Origin of the sequence: Bremerella sp. JC817 (genome assembly GCF_040718835.1) — a bacterium.
Classification (GTDB): Bacteria; Planctomycetota; Planctomycetia; order Pirellulales; family Pirellulaceae; genus Bremerella.
The window spans coordinates 515,055-537,224 of record NZ_JBFEFG010000280.1 but is presented as its reverse complement, the minus strand read 5'-3'; the positions used below and the strand labels follow the sequence as shown (position 1 = coordinate 537,224).

Annotated in this window: 22 protein-coding genes and 1 tRNA gene; 7 read left to right on the top strand and 16 right to left on the bottom strand. The window is 57.1% G+C overall.

The features are described 5' to 3' along the window. Window positions 1–315 precede the first annotated feature (315 nt). From tig to AB1L30_RS20475, 5 genes are all read right to left on the bottom strand, one after another. A complete protein-coding gene (gene tig / locus AB1L30_RS20495; protein ID WP_367015505.1) occupies window positions 316–1,776 on the bottom strand; it encodes a trigger factor in 1,461 nt (486 codons plus the stop codon). Between the two features lie 249 nt (window positions 1,777–2,025). Next, window positions 2,026–2,098 (bottom strand) — tRNA-Gly (locus AB1L30_RS20490). A 325-nt stretch (window positions 2,099–2,423) separates the two neighbouring features. After that, window positions 2,424–3,542: a hypothetical protein gene (locus tag AB1L30_RS20485; RefSeq protein WP_367015503.1), complete on the bottom strand. Its 1,119-nt coding sequence runs from the start codon at window positions 3,540–3,542 to the stop codon at window positions 2,424–2,426. Window positions 3,543–3,604: 62 nt separating this feature from the next. Continuing rightward, the gene (locus tag AB1L30_RS20480) at window positions 3,605–4,423 is read right to left on the bottom strand and encodes a hypothetical protein (RefSeq protein ID WP_367015501.1); all 819 of its coding nucleotides are present in this window, start codon (window positions 4,421–4,423) and stop codon (window positions 3,605–3,607) included. Beyond that, window positions 4,424–6,142: a MotA/TolQ/ExbB proton channel family protein gene (locus AB1L30_RS20475; RefSeq protein ID WP_367015499.1), complete on the bottom strand. Its 1,719-nt coding sequence runs from the start codon at window positions 6,140–6,142 to the stop codon at window positions 4,424–4,426. A 451-nt stretch (window positions 6,143–6,593) separates the two neighbouring features. On the opposite strand from AB1L30_RS20475, the gene AB1L30_RS20470 reads away from it, so the two are divergent. Beyond that, on the top strand, window positions 6,594–7,448 hold the full coding sequence (locus AB1L30_RS20470; RefSeq protein WP_367015497.1) for a hypothetical protein: 855 nt from the start codon (window positions 6,594–6,596) through the stop codon (window positions 7,446–7,448). Between the two features lie 27 nt (window positions 7,449–7,475). Here the strand turns inward: AB1L30_RS20470 and AB1L30_RS20465 are convergent, their stop codons facing one another. Beyond that, on the bottom strand, window positions 7,476–9,977 hold the full coding sequence (locus AB1L30_RS20465) for a sodium-translocating pyrophosphatase (RefSeq protein WP_367015495.1): 2,502 nt from the start codon (window positions 9,975–9,977) through the stop codon (window positions 7,476–7,478). Window positions 9,978–10,534: 557 nt separating this feature from the next. On the opposite strand from AB1L30_RS20465, the gene AB1L30_RS20460 reads away from it, so the two are divergent. Beyond that, the gene (locus tag AB1L30_RS20460; protein WP_367015493.1) at window positions 10,535–11,380 is read left to right on the top strand and encodes a hypothetical protein; all 846 of its coding nucleotides are present in this window, start codon (window positions 10,535–10,537) and stop codon (window positions 11,378–11,380) included. 89 nt (window positions 11,381–11,469) lie between these two features. Here the strand turns inward: AB1L30_RS20460 and AB1L30_RS20455 are convergent, their stop codons facing one another. Both AB1L30_RS20455 and trxA read right to left on the bottom strand, forming a co-directional pair. Beyond that, a complete protein-coding gene (locus AB1L30_RS20455) occupies window positions 11,470–12,645 on the bottom strand; it encodes a hypothetical protein (RefSeq protein WP_367015491.1) in 1,176 nt (391 codons plus the stop codon). Between the two features lie 211 nt (window positions 12,646–12,856). Beyond that, entirely contained in the window at window positions 12,857–13,177 is a 321-nt protein-coding gene (gene trxA, locus AB1L30_RS20450; RefSeq protein WP_345089507.1) for a thioredoxin, read from the bottom strand. 313 nt (window positions 13,178–13,490) lie between these two features. Here trxA and arsC point away from each other — a divergent pair, with 313 nt between their 5' ends. From arsC to AB1L30_RS20430, 4 genes are all read left to right on the top strand, one after another. Next, window positions 13,491–13,835 (top strand): arsenate reductase (glutaredoxin), encoded by a 345-nt coding sequence (gene arsC / locus AB1L30_RS20445; protein ID WP_367016452.1) that lies wholly within the window; start codon window positions 13,491–13,493, stop codon window positions 13,833–13,835. Between the two features lie 155 nt (window positions 13,836–13,990). Further along, window positions 13,991–14,911, top strand: a complete 921-nt coding sequence (ricT, locus tag AB1L30_RS20440; RefSeq protein WP_367015489.1) for a regulatory iron-sulfur-containing complex subunit RicT — start codon at window positions 13,991–13,993, stop codon at window positions 14,909–14,911. A gap of 4 nt (window positions 14,912–14,915) precedes the next feature. Then, window positions 14,916–15,422, top strand: a complete 507-nt coding sequence (locus AB1L30_RS20435; RefSeq protein ID WP_367015487.1) for a Minf_1886 family protein — start codon at window positions 14,916–14,918, stop codon at window positions 15,420–15,422. 32 nt (window positions 15,423–15,454) lie between these two features. Continuing rightward, window positions 15,455–15,649 carry a hypothetical protein gene (locus tag AB1L30_RS20430; RefSeq protein WP_345089519.1) on the top strand — a complete coding sequence of 65 codons (195 nt, stop codon included), beginning with the start codon at window positions 15,455–15,457 and terminating at the stop codon, window positions 15,647–15,649. Here AB1L30_RS20430 and AB1L30_RS20425 read toward each other — a convergent pair. Genes AB1L30_RS20425 through AB1L30_RS20410 form a run of 4 tightly spaced genes read right to left on the bottom strand, consistent with a single transcriptional unit; the run spans window position 15,646 to window position 17,478 of the window. After that, window positions 15,646–16,155 carry a YbaN family protein gene (locus AB1L30_RS20425; RefSeq protein ID WP_367015484.1) on the bottom strand — a complete coding sequence of 170 codons (510 nt, stop codon included), beginning with the start codon at window positions 16,153–16,155 and terminating at the stop codon, window positions 15,646–15,648. The genes AB1L30_RS20430 and AB1L30_RS20425 overlap by 4 nt on opposite strands. A gap of 51 nt (window positions 16,156–16,206) precedes the next feature. After that, a complete protein-coding gene (locus tag AB1L30_RS20420) occupies window positions 16,207–16,584 on the bottom strand; it encodes a VOC family protein (RefSeq protein ID WP_345089525.1) in 378 nt (125 codons plus the stop codon). A 17-nt stretch (window positions 16,585–16,601) separates the two neighbouring features. Further along, window positions 16,602–17,042 carry an STAS domain-containing protein gene (locus AB1L30_RS20415; protein ID WP_367015482.1) on the bottom strand — a complete coding sequence of 147 codons (441 nt, stop codon included), beginning with the start codon at window positions 17,040–17,042 and terminating at the stop codon, window positions 16,602–16,604. 49 nt (window positions 17,043–17,091) lie between these two features. Further along, a complete protein-coding gene (locus tag AB1L30_RS20410) occupies window positions 17,092–17,478 on the bottom strand; it encodes an STAS domain-containing protein (RefSeq protein WP_367015480.1) in 387 nt (128 codons plus the stop codon). A 291-nt stretch (window positions 17,479–17,769) separates the two neighbouring features. Between AB1L30_RS20410 and AB1L30_RS20405 the strand changes: the two genes are divergently transcribed. Then, the gene (locus AB1L30_RS20405) at window positions 17,770–18,669 is read left to right on the top strand and encodes a site-specific DNA-methyltransferase (protein ID WP_367015478.1); all 900 of its coding nucleotides are present in this window, start codon (window positions 17,770–17,772) and stop codon (window positions 18,667–18,669) included. A gap of 4 nt (window positions 18,670–18,673) precedes the next feature. Here the strand turns inward: AB1L30_RS20405 and AB1L30_RS20400 are convergent, their stop codons facing one another. The 4 genes from AB1L30_RS20400 to AB1L30_RS20385 all read right to left on the bottom strand — a co-directional run bounded on the left by AB1L30_RS20400 (window position 18,674) and on the right by AB1L30_RS20385 (window position 22,156). Next, window positions 18,674–19,171: a dihydrofolate reductase gene (locus AB1L30_RS20400; RefSeq protein ID WP_367015476.1), complete on the bottom strand. Its 498-nt coding sequence runs from the start codon at window positions 19,169–19,171 to the stop codon at window positions 18,674–18,676. Beyond that, entirely contained in the window at window positions 19,168–19,962 is a 795-nt protein-coding gene (locus tag AB1L30_RS20395; RefSeq protein WP_367015474.1) for a thymidylate synthase, read from the bottom strand. Before AB1L30_RS20395 ends, AB1L30_RS20400 begins: the two co-directional genes overlap by 4 nt. A 42-nt stretch (window positions 19,963–20,004) precedes the next feature. Beyond that, window positions 20,005–20,829, bottom strand: coding sequence for a sugar phosphate isomerase/epimerase family protein (locus AB1L30_RS20390; RefSeq protein ID WP_367015472.1), 825 nt, complete (start codon window positions 20,827–20,829; stop codon window positions 20,005–20,007). A gap of 121 nt (window positions 20,830–20,950) precedes the next feature. After that, entirely contained in the window at window positions 20,951–22,156 is a 1,206-nt protein-coding gene (locus AB1L30_RS20385; RefSeq protein ID WP_367015470.1) for an iron-containing alcohol dehydrogenase, read from the bottom strand. Window positions 22,157–22,170: the final 14 nt, after the last annotated feature.

The following is a 22,170-nucleotide window of genomic DNA, read 5'->3' as shown; positions in this document are numbered from 1 at the left end:
AGGACTAGTCCCCCTGCCTGCCCGGTCCGCTTCGGCGAAGCAAACTACGAGAAGTACCTTGATACACGGTTATTGTCTCTAGTTACCAGGGGAAGACAACCGTAGAAGACACTTGGGGTTGGGGGCGGCGAAATTTTTGTACCTTTGCTAATCGGTATCAGCCGGAATATTTTAACATCGCTAAAGATTCCAGGCCTCCGCCGCGCGATTTGACGGGGCTCTTGCCTCTGCGTGCGGCGACCCGCGATGCCCCTCAAGAAACAAAAAAAGCCCCGATGCTGGCATCGGGGCTTCTGTTTTGATTCGCGTGCCGAACTATTCAGCAGCTTCTTCGGCGGCAGCCGGAGCGGCGTCTTCGCCTTCACCACAGATCAGGATGTTGACGGCAGCGGTGTTGCTCTGTTGCAGGTCGGCATCGGTTTCGGTGTGGGTGGCTTCGCCGTTGATCAGGTCGATAACCTTACGTTCGATGATCTGGTTCCGCAGAACGTCCATCATGCCCCCCTTTTCCAGTTGGGCACGAATACGACGTGGCGATTCACCACGCTGCATGGCGATCTGCATCACTTCAATATCGTAGTCTTGCGGCGTGTCTTCGATGTTTTCTTCTTCCGCAATGCGTTCCAGGATGAAGTGTTCCTTCAGGGCCTTGCGGGTCGAAGCCATGCTGTTCTGACGCAGTTCGTTCTCGTGAGCACGAATGTCGTCTTCGCCGAAGCCAGCCGAACGGAGTTCCAGGATCGCACGTTCCAGTTCTCGGCGGGCCTGTCGCTTCAGCAGTGCTGGTGGCAGTTCCCAGTTGGCGTCCTTGGTCAGTTGCTCAGTGATCTGCTGACGCAAACGCTGCTGCTGGTGGTAAGCCATCTGGCGTTCCATGTCCTGCTTCACGTAGTCACGCAGGTCGCCTTCGCTTTCAAAGCCGCCGATCTGCTTCAGGAACGCTTCGTCCATTTCAGGCAGTTCGGTACGCTTGACTTCGAGGACTTCGATTTCCATTTCGACCTGCTTGCCACGCATTTGTTCGTTGGCAGCTTCGTCCGAGATGGTCAGCGTGACGGTCTTCTTGTCGCCAGCCTTGGCACCGGCCATTTCCTTGCCGAAGTCTTCCCACTTAGCGTCCTGGAAGCTCAGCTTTTCACGCAGGCGAATGGTTTCTTCTTCGGCGTGTGCCAGCTTCTGGCCGTCGTGCTTGAAGGTCAGATTGCAGACCAGGTAGTCGTCGGTTTCGGCGGCACCTTCGTGTGGAACCAGCGAAGCGTAACGACCCAGCACCTGCTTCAGGTGCTTGTCGATGTCTTCTTTGCCGAATTCCTTGCTTGGCTTTTCAAGCTGCAGGCCCTTCCACTTCGGCAGATCGAATTCTGGACGAACTTCGATGTCGAATTCAAAGGTCAGCGAGCCTTCTTCGGGCAACTCGATGGCCGAGTAGTTGAAGTCTGGTTCGCTGATGGCCGAGAACGATTGTTCTTCGGTCGCTTGGGTCATGCTGTCCATCAACAGCGTGCCTTTGACCTGATCCTTCACTTCACTGCGGAAGCGCTTCTCGACCAGCTTCTTCGGAGCATTGCCCTTACGGAAACCTGGCACGGCAGCGTTGGGGACCATGTCTTCGATGGCTACGTCGAAGTAGCGATCGATATCTTCACGGGAAACGGTCACCGTGACGTGACGCTGGCAGGAGCTCGGAGCATCAACCTTAACGTCCAAGGTCAACTTCTTGGGGGCTTCTGCTTCGGCGACCGCACCTTCGGTGTTTTCGGTTTCAGGCGAACTCATGCAACGATTCCGCAAAATCTGGGGTGAAAAACAAGAAACCCCGCGACTGGCTGGGGTTTGTCAGGCAAATGACTTCATTGCAGAATGGGTGGGCTTCTCCTCACCCACGCCGCGAGACTCGTCATTGCGTCTCAAATGAAACGTGGCGATGTGGCAAAGCGTTTGCCAAGAGCCACATCCACCAGATGTTTTTCTGCGGTAGGCGTCACGATCGATTTGACTCGACGGACGCTGCAGAAAAAAAGGAAGAGCGGGTGAACGGATTCGAACCGTCGACAACAACGTTGGCAACGTTGTGCTCTACCAACTGAGCTACACCCGCAAACAGGAACCGAAATTCCCAAATCTACATAGGGAACGTCGTTCCCTCATCTAGGAAAGACCCAGTTTACCGAAAAATCGGGACCGGTCTACCCGGGGCAAACAAATTTTTGCTTGCCAGAGAAAGAAGTATGCCCCATGGCCTTAGTGTTGTCAATTTGGGGTAGCTCTTTCTCAGCCAAGATCTTCAGATTTCGGCAATTTGGATCGCTAGCGTTTCGTCGTCGGGCCTTTGGTTTCCGGCAAGAAATCGCCGAAGCCGACCCGCGAGAGTCGGCTTCTGGTGGATCGAGGCTGGGTGAAAGGTGATGCCTTACACCAAGCCCCTAGTCGAGGACATTTGGCTTCGGCCCGGCCGGTTTGGGTGGCGGCTTGGGGGCGTTCGGATCGGGGGGAGGTGGTTCGGGACCGAACTTCACTTTGCCTCCTACCCAGGTCGTGTACGTCCAGTTCGCATCGACCGGAGTCCACCCAGCCAGGTAGCCCATCTCGTCGGTGACGTGACGGGTTTCGACGTAGGCTTCGTAGCTGTCGGGCAGGACGATGAACTTGAAGTAGAACTTCGTTGGATCGACTTGGCTCAACAAACGACGGAACCGGGAACGCGGGTTTTGAATCTCCGCGATCTTGAAGCCCTGGTCTTCTTTCGGTTCAAGGCGAAGTCGTGGATCGCGACCCGCCGCGTACATCGAGATCCGGAAGTAATCGTCGGTCATCGGACGCTCGTTGAAATCCTTCACGAACTTCTCGGCGTCGATTCCCTTCTTCGGATCGGAAACGTACTTTCGCATGCCACGTTCGGCCTGGTACTCGGTCCGTTTGCGAGCGGCGTCACGCAGTGGTTCGTCGATAATCGGATAGACCTGATTACCAACGCACAAGAACGTGGCCTCCTTGATCCCTTCCGGTGCAGGTCGTGGATCGGGAAGATTCACGATCTTGGCTGGCTTTTGTGCCCGGGGTGGCGTGTCGTCGAGGGTTGCTTCCAGCTTGGCGATCTGATCGATCATGCTGTTCAGCTCGCTCGACAGTTTCTCACGCTGCTCTTTGTTGGCTTCGGCCTTTTTGGCCATTTCCAACGCGTCTTTCTGGGCGATCAAAGCTTTGTCGAGCGCGCCTTGTTGCGATTTGAGGATCGCTTCTTTGGCAATCGATTCCGATTGCAGACGCTTGATCAACGCTTCGAGATCTTGTTCGTCCGGGTTCAATTCCTTGAGGTCGGACTCAACCTTCAGTTTTTCTTTCTGGGCTTCTTCCAGGTCCTTGATCAGTTGTTCCAAGGCCAATGGATCGACCCGCATACTGTTGGCGATCTGTTTGACCGACTCTTGCATACCCAGCTGCACCACAACCAACACGATGATGAGAATACCCACCACGTTGAACATGGTATCGAGCAGCGAGTCGAGCCCTTCGTCTTCTTCGGCGCCTTTTCGCTTAGCCATGGTCTTCGATTCTGCTTATAGGTTTCCGCTTGGGACTGGCGGCAAGCACCAGCCCCACTCGGTTACGAGTTCTTGGCTTGTTTGGTGAAGTAGCTCAGGTCGACGCGACCATCACCGATGACCGGCAACTTACCGTTTTTCACTCCCTTGGAGTTGGCAAAGTTGCGAGCCGTGTTGTAAGTGGAAAGGCCGTCGTCGCGAATCAAAAAGACGAGTGTGCCATCTTTCTGATTCTTGACCTTCTCCAGCATCTTGGCAAAGTCAGGATTGGTATTCAATTCAGCCGTACGAACGGGAATCGTTTTGCCATCCTCGTGGATCACAATTCGACCGTCGTCGCATTCAATGAATGAAGGCTTGAATCCGACACCGCTACCGCCAGGCAGAATCGAAACTTCCGACTCCTTGGGGGGCAGCTTGCGTTCGTCAATCTGCTTTTGAAGCTGGGCGATTTTCTCACGACGAGACTTGAGCTCATCCTCCATTTTCGAAATCTCTTCGGTCTGGGCCGCCACGTTCACCTTGGGGCCTTCGATCGAGATGTTCTGGAGTTGCGACTCGGTCTTTTCCAGCTTCGCCAGAAGTTCTGCCAGACGCTTCTTGGCGTCTTCCAGTTTCTTCTGTTCGCTTGACTGCTCGCGTTTGAGTTCGGCTTCCTTCTTCTTGAGCTCGTTGCGGAGCTTTTCGAGTTCGGCCGTATCAGTGGCGAGCTGTTCTTCCTTCTTTTGATATTCGATCGCCTGATCGACGGCGTCATTGTCCAACGACTGCACGGCGATTGCGGCGATGATCATCGTCAGCGTGCCGATCACACAAGCCAGCACACTGAGGAAGGGGAAGAGCGAGATGTCTTCCCCGGTGTCCTTGTTGCGCTTGGCCATTTATCGTCTCCCGTTTCGGCGTGTCTTGGCTTTGCTGCCACCACCGAATCCGAACCAGCCACCGCCGCCGCCACCATTGGCGCCAGCCGTTTCGACTTGCTGCACGACGACCGTTTCGTTGCCCAGCTTGTTGAGCACTTCGGCCAAACCGCTGAGACCCTGTTCGACGCCGCCGAGATACTTCTCGAGACGGTCCGAGGTGTCGGTCATCGTTTCGTTGACCTTGATATGCGAATCGACCGCGGCGCTGGCCAGTTGGCCAAGCGTGTTCTGTAACTGAGCGGCCACTTCCTGCATCTGGTTCAACTGATCCTGCATCAGCGTCTGCTGTTCTTCCTGACGCTTCTGCATGTCGATCGTCTTGGCGCTGACCACTTCCATCAGCTTGTTGGTGGTCTCTTCCTGGCTGTTGAGGATCTTGCCATTGATCTCGTCCCAGCCCTTCGAGGTCTGTTCGGTAATCGTTTGGCCGACCAACTCCAGCTTCTTCACCCAAGACTCGAGCTCGGCCTGTTGGGTTGCCATCGCCTCTTCGACCGCACGGCGGAAGACCTTGGTATCGTAAGGCGAGTTTGGCTTGTCTTCGACCTTTTCGCGACCGTCGACCAGGCGACGCAGGAGGTTTTCGTTGCAGTACTCGTCGACCCAGTTCAGCACCCCTTCTTCGCTCTTCTGCAGCGAAGACATTGGGAACTTGATGATCATGCTCATCACCAGGGCGACCAGCGTGGTATTAAACGCCGTACCCAGACCGCTGAACATTTCACGCAGCGAGGCAAGGAGCTGTTTCGGATCGTCGCCCGACAAGGCACCGGCGAGCGAGGCCACCGCGAGACTAATACCGAGCACCGTCCCGATAAAACCCATCGTCGGGATAGCCCAGATCAGCACCTTCAATGGCGTGTAGCTCGAGGCAACGTTGTTCGAGTCGATTTCCGACTGCGAAGCCATCATGGTCGCGGTGTCCGAAGCACTTTGACGCACGCGGAAGTGCTGCAAACCTCGCAGCACGCGGTTGATCAAAAAGCTTTCGCCATGTTCGCCTGGCAGGCCGCGGATGTTTTCGACGTAACGATCGAGCGTATCGACGCGGATTTCGTTCGAGATATCGGTCGGCAGAACGTCCATCAGCAGATAGTCGCGCTGACGAGCGATCTTGCGATGTTTCTTCCACAGAATGGCGATCGCCCAGAAGAACAGGAACGTACTGAGGGCCTGAATGACGACCCCCTGCATTCCACCTTCCCAGAACAGACCACCGATGTAGGTCCCCTTGGACGGATACATCAGCCCCATGAAGACCAGCATCGAGACGAAGCCGATCAGGCCGGTGCTCAACAGGCCGACGTCGCTGGGGTCGGTGAACTCGCCACTTTCGGCCGAGGTATTGCTGGCCGCAGCTTGTTTCTTAGCGGCTGGCGGGGTGGCTGGCTTTTTGCCGGCGGCACCCTTTGCCGGGGCGTTGCGCGTCGAAATCGAGTCGGTCTGCAGATTCCCCAGGTCGAGACCACCCAGGCCACCACCGCCACCCGAAAGTGGGTCGTTGCCCAGGTCGGGCAGCGAGGGGGAATCCAGCGACGGCAATTCTTCCGGAACATCTTCAACGCGAGGAATATGGACCGTCTTCTTGCAGTAGGGGCAATTTCGCTTCTGACCAGCCAACTCTTGACGGACCTTGAGCGACTGGCCGCACTCAGGACACTTGAACTTGAAATACATCTGGACCTCGAGGGAAACGAAGCGCGACGAAAGGTCGCAGGCGAGATTAGGGGCGGAAATTAGCCAGGGCGATCCCGAGAGAACCTCAGTTGATCGTTATTGGTGCGGATGGGAAATGATTCCGGGGTGAGATCGTTTCACGCACTACTGGCCTTTAGTCGTGTTCTTATTGTGATAAGCAAATTATTCCCGATTAGGAGGGTTTGGGGAAAAATTTGGTCAAAACTTGAAATCCTTTACTTCGATTATCGATTGTTCCGTGTGTAACGGAGGAAATCCAGCCACACGCACGGGGTAAACGGGAAAGCGGCCCGATCGCAAAAAACGGAAAAGAACGCGACTTCTTGCTTTTCAGCCCTTTTTTCTAAAACCACACCCCGATGGTGGATCGTCTTACCTGGGACCGAGGGTACGTTCGCGTTGGTCGCTTTCCCCATATCGGAGTTCGCCTATGTTTCGCCTGGCTGCGTTGGTTGCTTTGATTTTGGTTACGCTGACGGTTGGCTGCGATGTCGATCCGATCCAATTTCGGCGGACCTCGCCCGACCTCTACTACCAGAACAATCCGGTGGGCGAAGATTACTTCCGGGAGCATGGAACCTACCCCCGCCAATACACTGCCTCGTTCCGGCATCTGAACGCGGGAGGTGTCCGACTTCCGAATCCTCTTCAGAAAGTCGAACAGCTATCCATCCACCAAATGCCCGGCGATGATGAGTACCTGCTAACGCACTACCTCGGGCGAGAATTCGACGGCGACGATCTTCGCTACGCCGAAGAAGGTCGGCGAGTCACCATCAAAAACGGTGATTGGTTTCCCTATTACGGACACGTCTTCGAGGTCCACATTAAAGGGAACCATTCGATCAATATGGTCGACCGAACGACCGACCTGTCGAGCGATTGGCGACCATCGGAAGATTGCCGGACGTTGGTCCTAGGAGAAGTTGCCGAACTGTTCGGCAACGAGGAGTTCTTCCGCCAGCCACAACAGCCAATGGAAACGACTCGTGAGCAGATCACCTTGCTCTCCATCGCCGCCGATGGATCGGAAGCCCAGATCGGTCGCTGCACACAAACGCTGCGTCGCGACGAAAGATCGATTCGTCAATCGGAAGATGGACCAACCACGGAATTGACGATCCGCCCAGGCGATCAACTCGACATCCTGGGACACCAGGTCCGAATCAAGCAGATCGTTCCATCTGCCGCGGCCGACAGCGACGTGAAAGTAGTCGGCTGGATCGAACTTGAGAAGGTCGGCGGAACGTCTGCTCCGCTGAGTCATCAGGCACGCACCCCATAGGAACGTGCGGAATTGCCAACGGCCTGATTAAAACAGTCCCAACGCGACCAGGCTGTAGCGGACCACAAATCCGGCAACCACCACGCTGACCATACTCATCAGCTTGATCAAGATATTCAAGCTTGGTCCGCTGGTGTCCTTGAAGGGATCACCAACGGTGTCACCCACGACTGCGGCCTTGTGGGCATCGCTCCCCTTCCCTCCGTGATGACCCGCCTCGATGTACTTCTTCGCGTTGTCCCAACTTCCTCCGCTGTTGGCCATGAAGATCGCCAGGCAGAAGCCAGTCGTCAGGGCTCCGACCAATAGACCCAGGACACCACCCACGCCCAGAATCCAACCGATCGCCAATGGTGTGATCAAACCCAGCAGCGACGGCACGATCATTTCGAGTTGGGCCGCTTTCGTGCTGATCTCGACCGGCGCGGCATAGTCAGGCAGTTCGGTGTTGTTCATGATACCAGGCTTCTCGCGGAACTGTCGGCGGACCTCTTCCACCATTCCCTTCGCGGCCCGGCCGACCGCTTTCATCGTCATCGCGCAGAAGACAAACGTCGCCATCGCCCCGACAAAGATCCCCACCAGAACCTTTGGGTTCATCACCGTTGCTTCATAATAGGTGGTGAAATCGCTGAGGCTGGCCTGATGGATATGAACCAGCGAAGCCCCGGTTTCGGCGAACTCTAACTTCGGTTCCGCACCTGGCTCGGCGATGCGAACCAGGTCGGTGGCGAGCGCAGCGGGCTGGCCATCCTCCCCTGCTTTCTTCCAGAGGGCCTGAACTTTCTCGTGCCGCAAATCACCGGGCATCGTCAGGTACCCGTTCACCATATCGACGCCATCTTCCTGATGTTTCAGCACGACGAAACCAGGAGCAATCTTGGTCGGCACGTCGTACTCGACTTCCGCTGCCACACTGTCACCCCAGCGGCGAAAGCCTTCGCGAACCACTTCCACGTAGGCAGCCATAAGCGCCAAAGCGGTCAGCGCTGCCGATCCAATCGCGAAGCCCTTGCCCGTTGCCGCAGTCGTGTTGCCAAGGCTATCGAGCGCGTCGGTTCGTTCTCGCACGACCGGTTCCAGATGCGACATCTCGGCGTTGCCACCAGCGTTGTCCGCGATCGGACCATACGCATCGGTCGCGAGGGTGATGCCCAGCGTGCTCAGCATTCCGACCGCGGCGATACCGACGCCGTACAAACCCAACGAGAACAAATTAGGATCGTCGAAGTGAAAGCCGTTCGCGAAACCGAACGACAAGATCGTCGCGATGCTGATCACCAGCACCGGAGGCCAGACACTCAGCATGCCATCGGCGATACCACCAATGATGATCGTGGCGGGGCCGGTTTCGGATTGCTCGGCAAGCTTCTTCGTCGGAGTGAATTCGTCGCTGGTGGCGTACTCGGTCCATTTGCCGATCAACCAGCCTGCGGCAAGACCGACGAGGATGCTGAAGGCGACGCCTGGGATCGTGAGACCCAGCGAATACGAAGCGACCGGAACGGCAGGCATCATCGCGCAGCAAACCAGGATCGAAATGATCGCGACCGCTGCTGTCGCCGCGTTGATCCCGCGTGACAACGCAGCCAGCAGGTTCTTTTGCGTGGCATCTTCGCCGGTCCGAACCAGGTAGACGCCGGCGATGGAAAGCAACATGCCGAACGCCGCGATCACCATCGGTAAGAACAACGCCCGGAGCTGCGCATCGGCAACGTTCTCGTAACCAGCGGCTTCGGCCATGCCAGGCGAAGCGAATGCGGCGACCCCAAGCGCTGCGGTCGCGAGAATACTGCCGCAATAGCTTTCGTAGAGGTCGGCACCCATCCCGGCGACATCGCCAACGTTGTCGCCCACGTTGTCGGCAATCGAAGCTGGATTGCGCGGGTCGTCTTCCGGAATACCCTGCTCGACTTTCCCCACCAGGTCCGCGCCGACGTCGGCCGCCTTCGTAAAGATGCCGCCACCGACGCGGGCAAACAACGCCTGGCAACTTGCTCCCATGCCGAAGCAAAGCATCGTCACGGTGATCTCGAAGAGCGAAAGTTGAAAGATCCAATACAGCACGCCGAACCAGATGACCACGTCCAACAACCCCAGCCCGACCACGGTCAGTCCCATCACGGCGCCACTGCGGAAGGCGACCTGCAGGCCTTGATTCAACGAACGCTGTGCCCCAGCGGCTGTGCGGCTGCTGGCCAGCGTAGCAGTTTTCATCCCAATCCAGCCCGCCAGGCCTGAGAACAACCCGCCGGTCATGAAGGCGAACGGAACCCAGTGACTTTGCACCTCGAACACAAACGCCAGGATCGCCAGAACGACCGCGATGGCGACGAAGAAAATCGAGACCACGATGTACTGCTGGGTCAGATAGGCGTTGGCTCCCTGCCGGACGTACCCAGCGATCTCTTGCATGCGCGAGGTCCCAGGATCGGACTTCACCATGCCAAGAAAGAAGAAGTAGGCCTGCACTAAAGAGGTGATCGCGGCCAGCAGAACAAACAACCAGATGCCGAAGTCGAGAAACATGGTGCCACTCCTTTGTAGACCGACGGCAGGTTCCAAGGTGTCGAACTCAGGTGGTGTCCCACAATCGGTCATCCATCGGCAACCGAGTGGAGCTGCCGCCATTATCCACATTATCGGGGTGGTTAAAACCGAAAAGCGTGGGATAAGAGGGGGAATTCTTCATTATGAACCGCATTAATGCCCGTTTTGCGGAAGGTGAATTTCCATTAGGATGGCTAATGGTGGGTCCCGATCGAAACGATCGGCTACTGGTTCGAATGGAGAAACAGTGCCCCAGTAGCTCGGAGGGGGTGAAATTGCCCTGTTTGCCCATTTTGTGGTGGATTCCCCTATTTCAGGTGGATTTCGAACCCGCGCGCAAAATTGTTGGCTTACTGCCAAACAGCAATTAAGCTTAAGGTGTCGTGTATCCTGCGTATTGGGTAGGAAAAGCATCCACAGTTCCCGGTATCAAACCGGTGGAGCTGATCGGTTCTTGTCTCGAAATCATCTCAAATTGGATTTGTTGATTCGCCGGCGGTCGCCTCAGAGGAGCGAATCATAGGAGCAGTTTTCTCATGAAATGGCACATGGTTGGGCGATTGTTTGGGTGCGTGGCCGTGCTGGGCTGCTTGGCCTCGATGGCTGTGGCGGATGACAGCAAAGCATCGGATTCGACCAACGAAGTCGAAACGGTGGAACTGTTCCAGGCAATGGATAACGGTGACATCGAGGTGAAGTTCATTCCGATGAACTCGGAAAAGGGAACGATCATCGTTACCAACAAGACCAAGAAGAAGATGCGTGTCGCGATGCCGGCAGCGTTTGCTGGTGTTCCTCTCGCCCAGTTCGGCAACAACGGTGGCGGCGGCGGTTTTGGTAACCAAGGCGGCGGCGGCTTCGGTAACAACGGCGGCGGCGGTGGTGGTAACCAAGGCTTCGGCGGCGGCGGCGGCGGTGGCTTCGGTAACAATGGCGGCGGCGGCGGTTTCGGAAACAACGGCGGCGGTGGCGGCGGTGGTTTCTTCAACGTCATGCCAGAGAAGGTCGCTCGCGTGAAGGTCAAAGGCGTTTGCCTGGACCACGGCCTGGAAGATCCAGATCCGCAGATCCCTTACGAACTGAAGCCAATCGAAGCTTACACCACCAAGCCAGGCGTCGCAGACATCTGCCAGATGCTGGGCAGTGGCGAACTGAACCAGCGTAGTGCCCAGGCAGCCGCATGGCACCTGAACAACGGCATGAGCTGGGAAGAACTGGCCAACAAGCAGGTCGAACACCTGATCGGCGGCCCAACCCCTTACTTCAGCCGTGCAGAACTGGAAGTCGCTTACAAGGCAGCCGAAGTTGCCAAGAAGCGTGAAGCAGAACGCACCAAGAATCAGTCGAGCAGCAGCTCGAGTGCTTCGCTCAGCGATAGCTAATCGCGAACGATTCCAAACGAATCAGCACGATTCGGGGGGTGTTCTTGGGAACGCCCCCTTTTTCATGCGCTCGTCGAATCGAAGAAATGCTACGCAGCCTTCGAGGCAATCTCGCGGCTTAGCTCTTGGTAGCGATCTTTAAGAATCTCGAGCTTCGAGTCATTCAGCGACTCGTATTCCCGACGCAGTTCGGCAAGCTGAGCACGGACGAGCGTTTCGCGATCGGCCAGATCTTTCCGGGCACGTCGCATCTCGGCCTCTTGCTGCTGCGAGTAGTCTTCCAGTTGGACCTGGCTTTCCTGGATCTCGAGCTTCACCAGTTCCAACTGCTGTAGCAAGTTGCGGATCTCGCTGCGGGTCGCCTGATTGCGAGCGTAGGTGGCGGTATCGAACCGCTCGACCGCCTTCTCGGTTTGCTGATCGAGTCGGCGTCGTAGGGACGAAGGAATCCGCACGCGGATCTCGGCCCAGGCCAGTTCCAGTTCGTCGCGAATGACTCGTAGGTCTTCGAAGGCCATTTCCAGTTCGTGCTGAACCTTGGCCAGTTCCGATTCGCGATAGACCAGATCGTCGCGCTGCTGGGCCAGCTGGCTTTGTTCCTGATCGAGCCACTGCTGCTGCTGAGTTCGGCTTTGTTCGATCTCGCGCTCGAGCTTCTGGGCATAGCCAGCAAACTCTTTCTCGCGAAGCGAATGCAGCGACCGGGCATTCTTCAGCAGCGCCCATTGCTGGGCGAGTTGCGATTCCGCTTCCGAAAGTTTTTCCAGTCGCACCGTTACGCTGTCGGTAACTTCGGCTTCGTCGACTTGCAGGGTCGCGGACTGACCTCGCCACTTGCGACGCCACGCGCGGATGGTCTCTTCAATAGTTCGTAGCGGGCTGGAAGATCGCGCCGGAGCAGGTTCAGGGGACGCGGCCGGCTTTGCCATATAAGGCAACTCTTCCGCCATTGCCAGGGCGGCACTTCGCTGCTGACTTTCGAAGTTCGCCATCCGAGCGTTCAACTCTGCCTCGCGCCGATCGAGCTCCATCTGGCGATCCCGCATCAGGCGAGCCAGTTGATTGATCTGGCGGCGCTGCCAATCAGGCAGCATATCGAGGTCGCCGGCCGAGAGATCGACGCCATGGTCGTCTTCGTACGACTCGGGCGAATTCGATTCGATGTTAGCAGTGTGCGCACCATCAATTCGCAAATCTGGACCGACGTGCCCAGAGAGCTCGGCGGGTGGATTCGAGATGTTCGATTTGCGAGTGGTCGGCTTCATGGCGAATAATCGAAAGGAGCGGCGGATCGGTTCTGATACTCAGCCATCCTTTCGCATCGGCATGATGTGCCTGAAAAGTTGAGTTTAACGGCTAGGCTGGTTGAAATGCCGGGACGCTAGCAGCAAAAAAGACGGAGACCGATGGTCCTCCGTCTTTGCTAGCTGGTTTCTGCATCCAGATGCTGGACGCTTGGGCCTGGGCGGCTTCGCCTTAGCCCTTGGCAGCGTCAAGCGCTTGCTGCAAGTTGGCCTTTGGCTGGTTGCCGAGCATTTGATTCACGACTTCGCCATTCTTGAAGATCATGACGGTCGGGATGCTCTGGATACCGAACTTCACGGCCAGGTTAGGATTCTGATCGGTGTCGACCTTACCGACTTTGACCGAACCTTCGTATTCGGTGGCCAGCTGATCGATAACCGGTGCCAACTGACGGCACGGACCGCACCAAGGAGCCCAAAAGTCGACCAGGACTGGCTCGCTCGACTGCAGCACTTCAGCGTCAAAGTTGTCTTCGTTAAATACTTGGGCCATGGTGGCTACTCCCGATCAAATTGGTACGTGTTGGTTATGTGTCGTCTTGATTGTCTCATGAGATCAAGCAGAGCCCGAAGGTGCCGCAGGCCGGTATCCCGAGCGTAACCCAATAGAATTGCGGATTCCAGGCAGGTTCACAACCCGGGGGGCTTGCTTTTATTATGGAGGAAAGCCGGTCCGGGACAACCTTCCGGATCCCCTCCCTCGGTGCTCTGTTACTAGGATGCCGGGGAGGCAAAAGGGTTACCTGTGGGTTGCCCTCGGTTTCCCGAATCTCCTAAAACCCCATTGCCTTGCGGCAGCGATCGGAATTATGACCGTCACCATCTATCACAACCCACGCTGCACCAAGAGCCGAGAGACCTTAGCCCGGCTGAAAGATCAGGGGATCGAGCCGAAGGTCGAGCTCTATCTGGATAACCCCCCTGACGTGAAGACTCTGAAGCAGCTGCTGAAAAAACTGGGCCTTAAGCCCGAGCAGTTGGTCCGAAAGAAGGACCACAAAGCACTGGGTTTGCCGGTTGCTACCACCGATGCGGAATGGATTGCCCAGATGGCGGCTAATCCTAAGATCATTGAACGGCCGATCGTAGTGGTGGGTAGCCAGGCCCGGCTAGGACGTCCGCCAGAAAGCGTCGACGAAATCCTGCCGTAGCGTTCCCAATTTCAGTGGAGGCGGTTATCAGGTTATACTGCGAAGGTTTCCTTAACCTTTACGGTGCCCCCTGACTCGCGGAAAGCCCGCAACCCAAGGCATCTTCCACGTCGAAACCTTCCCCACTGGGCATCGACGGAATAAAGACTACCAGTATGGCGAAATACATCATTCGCTACGGGGCAATGCGTTTCATCGGCGTGTTCTCGGCCCGTGCCAAGGATGAATATGTCCGCGACGATAAGGTCATCATCCGCACCAAGCGAGGCTTGGAGGTGGGTGAAGTTTTGTGCGAAGCGACCGACGAAGCGGTGGCTCAGCTGAACGATCCTGCTTTTGGCAGTATCATGCGAGCAATGTCTGCCGAAGACGAGAAGCAGATGCTGCACATGCTGGGGGATACCCAGCGCGAGGTTGAAACGGTACGCCGCGTGATTGGTGAGATGAATCTGCCAATGCAGTTGGTCGACGTCGAGCATTTGTTCGGTGGCGAACGCGTCGTGGTGTACTACCTCGCCGAATCACGGGTCGACTTCCGCGAGCTAGTCAAAGCACTCGCATCGGAACTGCAAACGCGAATCGAGATGCGTCAGATTGGTGTTCGCGACGAAGCCAAGCTGCTGGCCGATTACGGCGATTGCGGTAAGCCCGTCTGCTGCAACACGCACCTCAGCGAGATGCCCCCCGTTTCGATGCGGATGGCCAAGCTGCAGAAGGCAACGCTCGACCCAACGAAGATTTCAGGTCGCTGCGGAAGACTCAAATGTTGCCTGCGCTACGAGTATGATACCTACGAAGAGCTGCAGCGTGATCTGCCTCCGATTGGTAGCGATATCGTGACCGGCAGTGGCCGAGGCCGCGTGCTGAACCACGAGATCCTGGCCGGACAATTGTTGGTGCGGATGGAAGACAACCGCAATATCATGATCGATGCCAGCGAGGTGCTGACAGTCCTCAAGCGAGGCAACGGCAGTACCGGGGGATCGTCGCGACGTGGCAAACGCCGCGATAAGAAAGATGCCCCGGACGAAGGCGGCAACCCAAATCAAAGCAACCCAGAAGCCACCGAGGATTAACCGCATGTCCGAAGACACTTATTCGGCCTTCATGCAGCTGCTGAAAGACGACCCGCGCTACCGCATGGAAGCGTACCAGTTCGTGCGCGAAGCCCTCTCTTTCGGACAACGTTTTCACGAAGAGCAGATCGAACTGGACGAGGAAGAGGAAGAGGAAGAAGACCTCGACCTGGAATGCTTCGACGAAGATGAAGACGATTTCGACGAAGAACTCGAAAGCTGGGACGAAGATGAAGACGTCGAACGGCATCTGACCGGCCAGATTCTTTGCCAGGCGATTCGTACCTATGCCCTGCAGCAGTACGGCTTGCTGGCCAAGGTGGTGCTCAATTCGTGGGGACTCCACACGACCAGCGACTTTGGCGAGATCGTGTACAACTTGATTGGCATCGGCATGATGCGGAAGTCGAAGTCAGATCGCCGCGAAGACTTCGACGATCAGTACGATTTCGAGGAAGCGTTTGTGAACGACTTCGAGTTTGAAACCTCCGAGGAATCGGGGCAGTCGTAAGAAGCGACCCCCACGCGCGAAAGCAACCAAGCATGGCCGGGAAGAAGAAGCAGGAAACCGCGAAGGAGCCAGCTCCGGCGGCCGTGCCACGCAAAGCCCCGATGTACCTGCCCACGGCCAATCCGCCTCAGCGGAATCGCATCTTTCTGGTGATCATGGCCGTCATCACATTACTGTGGTTCGTCGGTCTGGCGTTTCTTGCCTTACAACAAGCAGGCATCGCCTAACGATCTTTCGCCACGCTCGATGGCGGTTGCGTCGGCTTGATGGAATGGCTCTCGGGCTCAGGCTGCGTTTCTTCCTTTTCCGCTTCCTCGGTGATTGCCTTCGGATCGATCTCGCGTGGCGCTGGCACGCGATAGATGAACACGATCCCCACGATCACCAGTACGGCCATCAAGATCAACGCCCAGACCGGAATCGGAAAGAGCAAGATCGAGATCCCCCAGCCCAGCACCACCGTGCCGATCGCTTGCAGCTTGACGATCGGGCGAATCCCTTTGCGAACTTCCCAGTCGTACAAGATAGGCCCGAAGTAGGGTGTATCGAGCAGCAGGTCGTTCAGCTTCGGGAACGAACGCACCAGGAAGTAGCTGGTCACCAGCAGAAACGGCGTTGCCGGGACGATGGGCAAAACCATCCCGATAATCGCCAGCGTGAAAAAGAAGATCGCACAGGCGAGGTAGATCAGGCGCTTCGACCAGTTAATCGGTGGGACCGGAGGATGATTCATCGCGTGTCGCCGGTCCCCTTCTCTCGAATGAGCAGCGGACGTTCAGGGAGCTTATTCGCCCAGATCGGAATAGAACGTCAGCAGGTTGCCATCAGGATCGAAGAAGCCAAACTCCCGCGTCCCGAAAGCGGTATCACGAAGCGTCGTGTCCGACGCGAAGATCCCCAGCGGCTGAAACACGCTGTACAAATGCTCGACATCGCAAACTGCAATTCGAATGTTCGGCCGTTCGACGCGATCCCAGCTGGAAGCATCGTGCCAGCGGAGATGGATTTCGACACGATCGCGAATCACCGACGCATAACGTGGATCGTCTGCATCCTGGTACGAAACCGAGAAGCCGAGCTTCTCGACATAGAACTGGATGGCGGCCTTCACATCGCGGGAAGGCAGGACGGGGTTCACGGCTTCAAGCAGGAGGTCGGGCATGGGGGTGGGAGGCCTTGTTAAAGGGAACGCAGGCACGCGAGGCCGTCGTCACGACTGGCGGCGACTTCAATGGGACCCGGTTGATGAATATCGTCTGATATTAGGCTACAAACGAATAGAACTCCCCGCAACTCTCCATGCAGACCACAAGCCACGATTCGCCCTTGAACTTCGCAGACTTCCCGCAGCAAAGTTGCCAGCACACGGACGCCCACGCTCGACATAAAGCGAACCTGGCTCAGATCTATTAAGACCTTTTCCAGGCGGTGGGTCCGGCTGAAATCGATGACCTTCTCGCGAATACTCAGGCAGATGTTCGCGTCCCGCATATTTTGGACGCGAGGTGTAACGACGTAGATATCGTCGATCGTTTCGAACGTAACCAGGGAAGAATCGGTCTTGGCCTTCATGCCGCCTTGCTCCGCCGCAGAGGTAAATGGTTCCATCCCAGCCGACATCCGAGTGCCTTGATGCCGGCCTGCCGATCGGTTTCGTCTGCTGCCAGCACTAGCTGAAGCTGGCAGTCAGGGCCGACTCGAGAGTGTCTACGGACGAAAACGGCGTTGGATCGTCAGGGTTTTCCGAGATTAATTTGCAGATCTTGAACATGCCGGCCAGGGCGGAAGAAAGATTGCAGAAGATCACCTTCTCGTCTGTTTCCGAGAGGGCGCGGCGGAGGTTCAAAAAGGCGAGGATCCCGGTGCTGCTGACGAAGTTAACTTTCTGCATGTCGATCACCACCCGGCGATGTTCGATCTGCTGAACGTAGTCGGTCATCTCGTCGTGGATCGAATAGCACACGTCCGTGTCGCGCATTTGATCGACCTTCGGGGTCAGGACAAGAACATCATTGGCAAGGTCGTGCTGCACTAGATCAGAAGTTGCGTCGTTCATGGCTGGACCTATGGAAAAATGCGGAATGCCTCGAAGAGGCTCTCCTGGAATAGAGAGACCAAAATGGGGCGCGCCTCACCGATTCAGCATCCCACTCCCGCTGGTGAAGGTCAACTGTTTCTGCCGGAAATGGGGCGGTTTCTTCTCACGCAAACAGGGGTGCGCCCCGGCGGAAATCCGTTAAGATAGAAAGTAGTTGCATCTGGATTGCGCCCTCCCCTTCTCGACGATAGATTGTTGGATAGCGCACCCATAGTTTTCTGACGAGTTACTTTGCCAAGGAGGGCCGCCGTGGCGACGCCGCTTGAACTACCCGCCACTGGTCTGACTACCGGCGATTGCATTGCCGAGATGAAGAAGCTGCCCGATGGCTGCATCGATCTCGCCTTCGCCGATCCTCCGTTCAACATTGGTTATAAGTACGACGTCTACGACGACCGCCGCTCGGTCGACGAATACCTCGATTGGAGCGAGGCCTGGATGGCGGAAGTCCAGCGCGTACTCAAACCAACCGGGGCTTTCTGGCTGGCGATAGGCGACGAGTTCGCGGCCGAGCTGAAGGTCTTGGCGACGCGAACGCTGGGTCTACATTGCCGTAACTGGGTCGTGTGGTATTACACCTTCGGCGTGCATTGCAAAAGCAAGTTCACCCGCAGCCACGCCCACATCTTCTACTTCACCAAAGACGCCAAAAAATTCACCTTCAACGACGAACCGATTCGCGTGCCGAGCGCTCGCATGCTGGTCTACGGTGATAAGCGAGCCAATCCGAAGGGACGCGTGCCGGACGATACGTGGATCCTCCGTCCGCAGGATGTGCCGGAGAGCTTCAGCAGCGAAGAAGATACGTGGTACTTCCCTCGCGTCGCCGGGACCTTTAAAGAGCGAGCCGGGTTCCATGGCTGCCAGATGCCAGAGCAACTGCTCGGACGGATCATTAAAAGCTGTTCGAACGAAGGCGAGATCGTGATGGATCCCTTCGCCGGCAGTGGCTCGACGCTGGTCACGGCAAAGAAGCTCGGACGCCAGTTTCTCGGTTACGAACTGTCGGAAGAGTACTCGCGGCAGATTGGTCAGCGGCTGGAAAAGACGAGCGTCGGTGACGCGCTTGTCGGCGCCGAGAACCCAACAACCAGTGCCCCGAGCACGGCCAAGGGGCGCCGCTTGAAGTCGAGCACGCCGTCGACTTAGTTGGCTAAGTGGGGGGCAACCGATCCCAAATCTCGTAGCGGGTCGGATAGTCGTTCTTCTCGTCGGCCGGAATCTCTTCGGCCGATTCGCACTTCCACTCGTCGAAGTCGAGGATTGGGAAGTGGGTGTCGCCATCGGGAATCGTGGCATGTACCCGGGTCAGATGCAGACGCGTGGCCCACGGAAGAAATGCCTGATAGATCTCGGCACCACCGACGACGAACGCCTCTTCGGCACCTTCGCAGGCCGCAATCGCTTCGTTGACGCTATGTGCAATCACGGCACCTTCAACGGCATAGGTTGCGTCGCGTGTGACGATGATCGTCGTTCGCCCTGGCAGCAGCCGACCGATCGATTCGTACGTCTTGCGACCCATGATGATCGAGTGTCCCATGGTGACACTCTTGAATCGCTTCAGGTCGCTCGACAATCGCCAAGGCATGTCGCCATCGCGTCCGATGACCCAGTCTTCGCTCGCCGCGACCACCATCGAGAGTCTCATACGGCCACCGGTGCAGAGATATGTGGGTGCGGGGCGTAGTTCACCAGTTCGAAGTCTTCGAACTTGAACGCGAACAGGTCCTTCACCTCGGGATTGATCTTCATCGTCGGCAACGGACGAAGATCGCGTGAAAGCTGAAGCTTCGTTTGCTCGAGATGGTTCAGGTAGAGGTGCGCGTCGCCAAACGTGTGGACGAAGTCGCCTGGCTGCAAGTCGCAAACCTGGGCGATCATCATCGTCATCAACGCGTACGAAGCGATGTTGAAGGGAACACCCAAAAAGACGTCGGCACTACGCTGATACAACTGGCACGAGAGCTTGCCTTCGGCCACGTAGAACTGAAATAACAGATGGCACGGCGGAAGCGCCATGTTCGGGACGTCGGCCACATTCCAGGCCGAAACAATCAATCGCCGCGAGTCAGGATTGGTTTTGATCTGCTCGACCAACTGTGTGATCTGGTCGATCGTTTCGCCGCTGGGAGTCTGCCAGCTTCGCCACTGCTTGCCGTAGACCGGGCCGAGGTTGCCCTCTTCGTCGGCCCACTCGTCCCAGATGCTGACCTTGTTGTCGCGGAGATACTTGATGTTAGTATCTCCCTGGAGGAACCACAGCAGTTCGTGGATGATCGAACGCAGGTGCAGCTTCTTGGTGGTAACCGCCGGAAAGCCTTCCGCCAGATCGAACCGCATTTGATGGCCGAAGATGCTCAGCGTTCCGGTCCCGGTGCGGTCGTGCTTTTCGACCCCGTCGTCGAGAATTCGCTGCATCAGGTCGAGATACTGCTTCATGGCTTTCGTGTCCCCACAACGGGTCGTGCTGCAATGGGCGGACTAGATCAGGGCCGCTTCGCATTCGTGCATATAGGCAATGCTGTCTTTGACCAGCGACTCGATGCCAGGTTCGTAATCAAAGACTTCCACCGATACCCAGCCATTGTAGCGAACTTCTTTGAGAGCCTGGAAAATCGGCACGAAGTCCACGTCCCCCATGCCTGGACCCCGCTTGTTGGGGTCGTTGGCGTGGAAGTGGGCGATGTGCGGGGCGGTCTCGCGGATGATCTGCGGGATCGGCTTTTCTTCCGCCGACATCGCCTTCACGTCGAGGTGAATCTTGCAGTTAGGGGAATCGATCATGTCCATCAATTCCATTCCCTTCTCGGCCGTGTTCAGGAAGTCTCCTTCGGCAGGTCCGAGTGGTTCCAGCGCCAATGTCACGTCGTACTGTTCGAGCGTCGGCATCGCCTTTCGCAGACAGTCGGCCGCCAGACGCATCGCTTCCGATTCGCTCACGCCGGGAAGCAGGTTCCGCTGTTGAGGGCTTCCCAGGACCATGATCTTGCCGCCCAGGTCGTGGCACAGTCGAGCCAGTTCACAGAAGTAATCGCTCGTCTTCTGACGCACTGCATCGTCGGGCGTGGTGAGGTAGAAGCCTTCGGTCTTCGCCAACAGCCAGTGCAGGCCAATCACTTCCAGTTCGGCGTCTTCGATCTGGTTGCGGATCTGCCCGCGCTGCTTGGCGTCGAGATCGTACGCAGTTGCCGCCAGGGTGAAAGGCGCGATTTCGATGGCGTCGTAACCTGCTTCCTTGGCGTGGGCCAAAGCGGTTTCCAACGTCCAGTCCTGGTAAGTTTCGTTGCAGATGGCGTAGCGGAACATGGCTTCTCGTTTCACGCATCCGAGTCGAACGCGAGGTGGGTTGAAGAAGTGGAGCGTCGTTGGCTGTCCCAACGAGAACAGTACGTTCTATGCCAATCGGCGCGACGCAGCAACCGGATGGCTATAACGCTTCGGTGAGAATTTCGAGCAGATCGTCACGCGATGGCGTGCGTGGATTGATGGTCATCAGTCGCGTGATCGCGAACGATTTGTCGGCGAACTCGGGGAGCATCTCTTTCGTGACCCCCAGGGCACTCAGCTTCTCGGGAATGCCGATCAGGCTCTTGAGCTGTTCGACCAGGCGAATGGCCTGCATCGCCCCTTCCATGTCGCTTCCGTAGTCGACGATCGGATCCATCAACTGGGCAATCCGCGAGAGCTTGGTTTCTCGCTCGCCCAGGTTGTATCGCATGACGTACGGCAGAAGCAAACCGTTGCCGCCGCCATGGCTGCAGTGGACGCGGCCGCCGATTGGGTATTCCAGTGCGTGGACAACCGCGACGCCGCAGTTCGAAAACGCGAGGCCAGCCAGCGTCGCTGCCAGCGACATCTTCTCGCGTGCTTCGCGATTTTTCGGATCGTGAACAGCCGCGACGAGATAGCGCCCGACGAGCACGATCGCTTCTTCGGCGAACAGTTCGCCAATCGGCGTGCAGCCACTGTAAGGAACCGGTTCGCCCGGTTCGGCGGGAATCTTGGATGCGTCCTTCGAGAGGTAAGCCTCGATGGCGTGCGTCAGCGCGTCGATGCCACTGTCGGCGGTGACCTGTTTCGGACAGGTATAGGTCAGTTCTGGATCGACGATCGCCAGGGCGGGACGCATGAACTGGCTGAGCATGCTCACCTTCATGCTGGCCGCACGATCGGTCAGCACGGCCGACTGCGAAACTTCGCTGCCGGTTCCGGCTGTGGTCGGCATGGCAATCACCGGGATAATAGGTCCCGGCACGTTGTTCCAGCCAAAGTAATCCTGAGCTTCGCCGCCATGGGTGGCCAACACCGACGTGATCTTCGCCAGGTCGATGTTGCTTCCGCCACCCAGCCCGACGATCGCATCGGGCTGGAAGGTGGTCGCGGCAAGCGTCGCGTTCTTGGCGATCTCGAGATCAGGCTCGGCGACGCTTCCATCAAACAGTTCGACTTGCAGGCCATGCTGCATCAAGTCGCTGATTAATGGCTGCACCAGGCCGAGTCCTTCAAGCGTGGCATCGGTAACGATCAGCACTTTGCGAAAGCGTCGTCCGGCGGCAAGCTTGCCAAGTTCGTGACGAGATCCGCAGCCGAACGTTAGTTGGCCGGCCGAGAAGAAGCTCCAGGATTGTGCCATGGTCTTATGCTGCC